We start from the raw sequence: 5,743 nt of genomic DNA, 5'->3' as shown, positions 1-5,743 counted from the left end.
CAGAGGTGCCGCCGGGCGGACGCCGCGCCGCCCTCGCGCGGGCTCCTGCCCGACGTGCGCACGCTGCCGGACCGGCTGCGCGGCGTCCTGTCCGACGCCGGCCGCGCGCTGGACATCGGGGCCGCCGCGGCCCTGTCCACCCTCGACGTGCGCTCCTCGGCCGCGCTCACCGCCGAGTCCTCCGGCACCCGCCGGATCGCGGGCGTGGCGGTCGACCTCGACGACGTGCACCACGTCCGCAAGACCACCGGCGGCACCGTCAACGACGTACTGATCGCGGTCGTCGCCGGCGCCCTGCGCCGCTGGCTGGACGAGCGCGGCGACGGCAGCGAGGGCGTCGCGCCCCGCGCCCTGATCCCCGTCTCCAAGCGCCGCCCGCGCACCGCCCACCCACAGGGCAACCGGCTCTCCGGGTACCTGATACGGCTTCCGGTAGCCGACCCCGACCCGCTGTCGCGCCTCGGCACGGTCAGGGCCGCCATGGACCGCAACAAGGACGCCGGACCGGGCCGGGGCGCCGGAGCCGTCGCGCTGCTCGCCGACCACGTCCCGGCGCTCGGCCACCGGCTCGGCGGCCCGCTGGTCTCGGGCGCCGCCCGGCTCTGGTTCGACATCCTCGTCACCAGCGTGCCCCTGCCCAGCCTCGGGCTGCGGCTCGGCGGCCACCCGCTGACCGAGGTCTATCCGCTTGCTCCGCTGGCCCGGGGCCACTCCCTGGCGGTGGCCGTCTCGACGTACCGCGGACAGGTCCACTTCGGCCTGGTCGCGGACGCGAAGGCGGTGCCCGACCTCGACCGGTTCGCGCTCGCCCTCACCGAGGAGGTGGAGACGTTGCTCACGGCCTGCGGTCCCTGACCCCGGCGGGTTTGGTTCCGGGCCCGGCGCTGAATAAAATCCGCTGTTCGACAGCGGTCGCGTCATGGAGCGCCGCGACGGTGACCAGGGAACGGCAGCGGCGATGACGGTGACACAGGACGGTGCGGCGAGCACGGACGAGGCGGTGTACGGACCCGGGATCGACCCGGAGCGGCTGGCCGTATGCCTGAGCGTGCTGGAGGAACTCGACGGACTCGACGTCGACCACCCGGACGCGATCCGGGTCCGCCGGGCCACCTCGCACATCTACCGCATGGTCAAGCAGCGCCGCCGCCAGGACCGCCGGGCCGCCAAGACCGCCCACGACAAGGCGGTCACCGAGGCCACCGCCACGGGCTCCGCCGAGCGCATCGACGACGAGACGGAGGGCCTGCTGCCCTCCTCCCGCACCGAGCAGGGGCGGATCGCCGGGATACTGCAGCGCCCTCGCTCCTGCTACATCTGCAAGCAGCGCTACGTCGAGGTCGACTACTTCTACCACCAGCTCTGCCCGACGTGCGCCGCCGAGAACCGCGAGCGCCGCGAGGCCCGCGCCGACCTCACCGGCAAGCGCGCGCTGCTCACCGGCGGCCGCGCCAAGATCGGCATGTACATCGCGCTGCGGCTGCTGCGCGACGGCGCGCACACCACGATCACCACCCGTTTCCCCAAGGACGCCATCCGCCGCTTCAAGGCCATGGACGACTCCGCGGACTGGCTGCACCGCCTCGAGGTCGTCGGCATCGACCTGCGCGACCCCGCGCAGGCCGTCGCCCTCGCCGAGCGGGTCACCGAGCCGGGACCGCTCGACATCCTGATCAACAACGCCACGCAGACCGTGCGGCGCCTGCCCTCCGCGTACGCCGCGCTCGTCGAGGGCGAGAGCGCCCCGCTGCCCGCCGGTGAGCTGCCCGCCCACCACGTCATCGGCGCCTTCAACTCCGGTGCGGTGGACGGGCTGGCCGCGCTGCCCGTGGGCACCTCCGGGCTGGACGCGCAGAAGGTGGCCGACCTCGCCCTGGTCGCCGGCCACGCCAGCGTGGTCCGGCACCGCGAGGGCACCGCCATCGACGCGGGCGGCCTCGTTCCGGACGTCGTCGACTCCAACACCTGGGTGCAGACCATCGAGCAGATCTCTCCGGTGGAGCTGCTGGAGACCCAGCTGTGCAACTACACCTCGCCGTTCATCCTCATCAGCGCCCTGCGGCCCTCGATGGCCGAGGCCGCGCGCCGGGCGCCCAAGGGCCGCGCCTACGTCGTCAACGTCTCCGCGATGGAGGGGGTGTTCGCCCGCGGCTACAAGGGCGCCGGACACCCCAACACCAACGCCGCCAAGGCCGCGATGAACATGGTGACGCGGACCAGCGCCCAGGAGATGTTCGACACCGACCGGATCCTGATGACCTCCGTGGACACCGGCTGGATCACCGACGAGCGTCCGCACTACGACAAGCTCCGCCTGGCCGAGGCCGGCTTCCACGCCCCGCTCGACCTGGTCGACGGCGCGGCCCGGGTCTACGACCCCGTCGTGCGCGGCGAGGCGGGCGAGGACCTGTACGGCGTCTTCCTCAAGGACTACGCGCCCGGCAAGTGGTGACCGGAGGGCCGGTCAGGTCATAGGGGGTGTCGTTGATCCGGACGACACCCCTAGGCCCTGTCGTCAAACTCCCGTCTGCCCGGCGGCGCCATGCACGCACTCTCGCCGCACGGGGCCCTGACCCAAGTACATCCAGTACGAGGATCAGGGCCCCGCGCGCCGAGAGCACGCACCTGACGCCGCCGGGCCCGCCCTCCGGGCGGACGACGGGAGTTTGACGACAGGACCTAGTCCACGGCGCCCAGCCGCGAGTTGCGGGCCGCCGTCAGCTCCAGCACCGTGCGCCAGTCCTCCAGGACCCCGGCGTCGAAGACGGCGGTGCGCGCCTCCTCGGCCGCCTGGTGCAGGCCGGCCAGGTCGTCGTCGTGCGCCCACGCCTCGGGGTGGGCGGCCCGGCGCAGCAGCCGGGAGACGCGCGCGCCCAGCAGCGGCCGTACCGCGTCGGCGGTCCGGACGGCCGGGGCGCCGGGCCACAGCAGCCGGCCCACGGGCGCCACCAGGCCGGCGACCTGGAGCTCCTTGTCGGCGGGCCGGCGCCGCCGCAGCAGCGCCGCGGTCCGCAGCGCGTGCCCGTGCAGGTCCACGGTCTCACCGCCGTACTCCCCGGACCGCTCGCCCCGGCAGGCGTACAGCAGGTCCATCAGCTCCTCGACGCTGCGCAGTTCCATGTCCCGGTCCTCCCGCGAGACAGCCGTTGCCGACGGGCAGCAGACCATGGCGAGCTTGCGCCGCAGCCAACGGCGACTGAACGGCGCGACCGTGGCCGCCGACTTTCGAAGGCGCGGTCGGCGGTTGGGCCGAACGGGTGAGCATCGCACCGTGCGGATGGGGAGGAATCCCGGCAGACTGGTGCCAACTGCGCGCGCAGCGAAGGGCAATGGTTCTCCCATGTTTTGAGCCCCATAGAGCGCACCCCCGCTCATTTGGTTAATCTGGGTCGGACGGACCGCAGCACAGGGCACTACCCACACCCGAGGTCCGTCCGGGGGCAGCCGGTACACAGCGGTCTGCTCTCCTGCGAGGTACCGGCGCCACCGCGTCTGTAGTGCATCTCGACCCACACCCGAGCGGGGGCCTGGTGCCGGACGGAAGACTGGCCGACAGGCCCCGAGGGTGATCCGACACATAAGGAGTGCGCGGTGACACCGGAGACGACGACGAGCCCAGAGCAGCGCCCCAAGGAACGCACCGAGCGTGCGCGCCGCCGGCCCGGCGAGATCGGCAGCCTCGACGTGTGGGCGCGGTCCGCCCCGATCCGCCTCGCGGGCTACGAGGACGACCTGGCCGAGCCCCACATCCTGCCCAGCGTGGACTGAGCCCGCGCCGCCCCCCGGGCGGCCGCCGGACGCATGGGCGTGCGAGACTCACGCCCATGCTGATCAGGGAAGCCACCCCCGGCGACTGGCCGCGCATCTGGCCCTTCTGGCACCGCATCGTCGCCGCCGGCGAGACCTACGCCTGGGACCGGGACACGTCCGAGGCGGACGCCCGGTCCCTGTGGATGAACCCCGCCAAACGCGTCTACGTCGCCGAGAACGACAGCGGTACCGTCGTCGCCTCCGCCTACCTCACCCCCAACTACGGCGGCCCCGCCGCCCGCGTCGCCAACGCCGGCTTCATGGTCGACCCGGACCGGGCCGGCCGCGGTACCGGCCGGGCCCTCGCCGAACACGTCCTGGCCGCCGCCCGCGCCGAGGGGTACCGGGGCATGGTCTTCAACGCCGTCGTCGAGACCAACCCCGCCGTGCGGCTGTGGACCTCGCTCGGCTTCACGATCCTGGGCACCGTGCCGGACGCCTTCGACCACCCGCGCCACGGCCGGGTCGGCCTGCACGTCATGCACCGCGCCCTGTAGCCCTGCGGCCCGCCCCGTCACTCCACCGGGGCCGTCCGCCGCCAGGGCCGCAGCGCCTCGAGCCGCTCCGCCAGCTCCAGCAGCGCCGCCTCCGACCCGGGGCGCCCGGCCAACTGGACGGAGCAGGGGGCGCCCGACGGCAGGGAGCCGACCGGCACCGTCATCGCGGGCCAGCCGGTGAGGTTCCACGGCGGAGTGAAGGGCGAGTAGGCCGAGTTGGCGGCGACGTTGCGCAGCCAGCCCCGCTCGTGCCAGGGGCCCGCCTTGGGGGAGCGGCGGGCCAGCGCGGGCGTGAGCAGGACGTCGTACTCCGCGAAGAACGGCTCCAGGCGCCCGCGCAGCGCGTCGCGGGCCGCGCCGGTGGTGACCCCGCGGACGAAGGGCCGCCCGAGAGCCGCGTGCACCCGGGTGCGCCGGGCCAGCCGCCGCCGGTCGAGGTTGCGGGCGTCCACCGAGGTACCCGCCGTCCAGTGGGTCAGCGCGGTCACGCTCAGCGACGCCGGATAGGACGGGTCCGCCCGCCGCACCAGGTGCCCCGCCCGCATGAGCACCCCGGCGGCCTCCCGGACGGCGTCCGCGTAGGGGCGGGAGACGGTGACGCCCGCCAGGGGGCTGCGCAGGGAGGCGGCGACGCGCAGGGCGCCGGAGTCCGCCCGGCGGGGCGGGGAGGTGTCCGCGAGGACGGCGAACATGAGGCGGGCGTCCTCGACGGTGGTGGCCAGCGGCCCGTTCTCGGACATGCCGAACCAGTCGCCCTCGCCGATGCCGGCCGGCACCACACCGTGGCCCGGCTTGAGGGTGACCAGACCGCAGTTGGCCGCGGGTATCCGCAGTGAACCCATGCCGTCGTTGCCCAGCGCGAGCGGCACCATCCCGGCGGCGACCGCGGCGGCGCTCCCGCCCGAGGAACCGCCCGCTGAGCGGGCCGGGTCCCACGGGTTGCGGACCGTGCCGTGCACACCCTCGCTGGTGCCGAACACGCACAGCTCGGGCACGTTGGTCAGGCCCACCACCACCGCGCCGGCCGACCGCAGCCGCGCGACGGTGACGTGGTCGGCCCCGGCCGGTGTGTCCGGGGTCGCCGCCGAGCCGACCCGGGTGGACTCGCCGCGCACCGGGAGATTGTCCTTGACCGCCACCGGCACGCCGGCCAGCGGCAGTTCGCCGAGATCGCCCCGGGCGCCGGTCTCCTCGGCCTCGGCGAGCGCCGCCTCGGCGCGCACCGTGCGGAAGGCGCCGACGCGGCCGTCGAGCCGTTCGATGCGGGCCAGGTGCTCCGCCACCACCTCGCGGGGGCTGGTCCGCTTCTCGCGGACGGCGGCGGCGATCTCTGCGGCGGTGCGGCCTGCCCAGTCGGTCACGAGGGCTCCTCGGGGTGCGGTGGAACGGGATTACCGGCGAGTACGCAGACAGCACTCTGCCCGCCCGCCCACCTC

General features: G+C 74.5%; 6 protein-coding genes. 4 read left to right on the top strand and 2 right to left on the bottom strand.

What is annotated here, in order from left to right:
• Together DMH12_RS36695 and DMH12_RS36690 are read left to right on the top strand one after the other, a co-directional pair.
• Nucleotides 1-855: WS/DGAT domain-containing protein (locus DMH12_RS36695; protein WP_125495622.1), on the top strand; the 855-nt coding region annotated here is incomplete at its 5' end.
• Nucleotides 856-958: 103 nt separating this feature from the next.
• A complete protein-coding gene (locus tag DMH12_RS36690; RefSeq protein ID WP_125495621.1) occupies nt 959-2,452 on the top strand; it encodes an SDR family NAD(P)-dependent oxidoreductase in 1,494 nt (497 codons plus the stop codon).
• Nucleotides 2,453-2,679: 227 nt separating this feature from the next.
• On the opposite strand, the gene DMH12_RS36680 is transcribed toward DMH12_RS36690, so the two are convergent.
• Nucleotides 2,680-3,120: a hypothetical protein gene (locus DMH12_RS36680; protein ID WP_122615379.1), complete on the bottom strand. Its 441-nt coding sequence runs from the start codon at nt 3,118-3,120 to the stop codon at nt 2,680-2,682.
• Between the two features lie 471 nt (nt 3,121-3,591).
• Here DMH12_RS36680 and DMH12_RS36675 point away from each other — a divergent pair, with 471 nt between their 5' ends.
• The gene (locus DMH12_RS36675; protein ID WP_122615378.1) at nt 3,592-3,768 is read left to right on the top strand and encodes a hypothetical protein; all 177 of its coding nucleotides are present in this window, start codon (nt 3,592-3,594) and stop codon (nt 3,766-3,768) included.
• Between the two features lie 56 nt (nt 3,769-3,824).
• Nucleotides 3,825-4,307, top strand: coding sequence for a GNAT family N-acetyltransferase (locus tag DMH12_RS36670; protein WP_125495620.1), 483 nt, complete (start codon nt 3,825-3,827; stop codon nt 4,305-4,307).
• 17 nt (nt 4,308-4,324) lie between these two features.
• Here the strand turns inward: DMH12_RS36670 and DMH12_RS36665 are convergent, their stop codons facing one another.
• Nucleotides 4,325-5,668: an amidase gene (locus DMH12_RS36665; protein WP_125495619.1), complete on the bottom strand. Its 1,344-nt coding sequence runs from the start codon at nt 5,666-5,668 to the stop codon at nt 4,325-4,327.
• Nucleotides 5,669-5,743: the final 75 nt, after the last annotated feature.

The organism is Streptomyces sp. WAC 04229, assembly GCF_003947455.1.
Lineage (GTDB): Bacteria > Actinomycetota > Actinomycetes > Streptomycetales > Streptomycetaceae > Streptomyces.
Note: the sequence above shows the minus strand (reverse complement) of the source record. Positions and strands in the feature narration are given on the sequence as shown.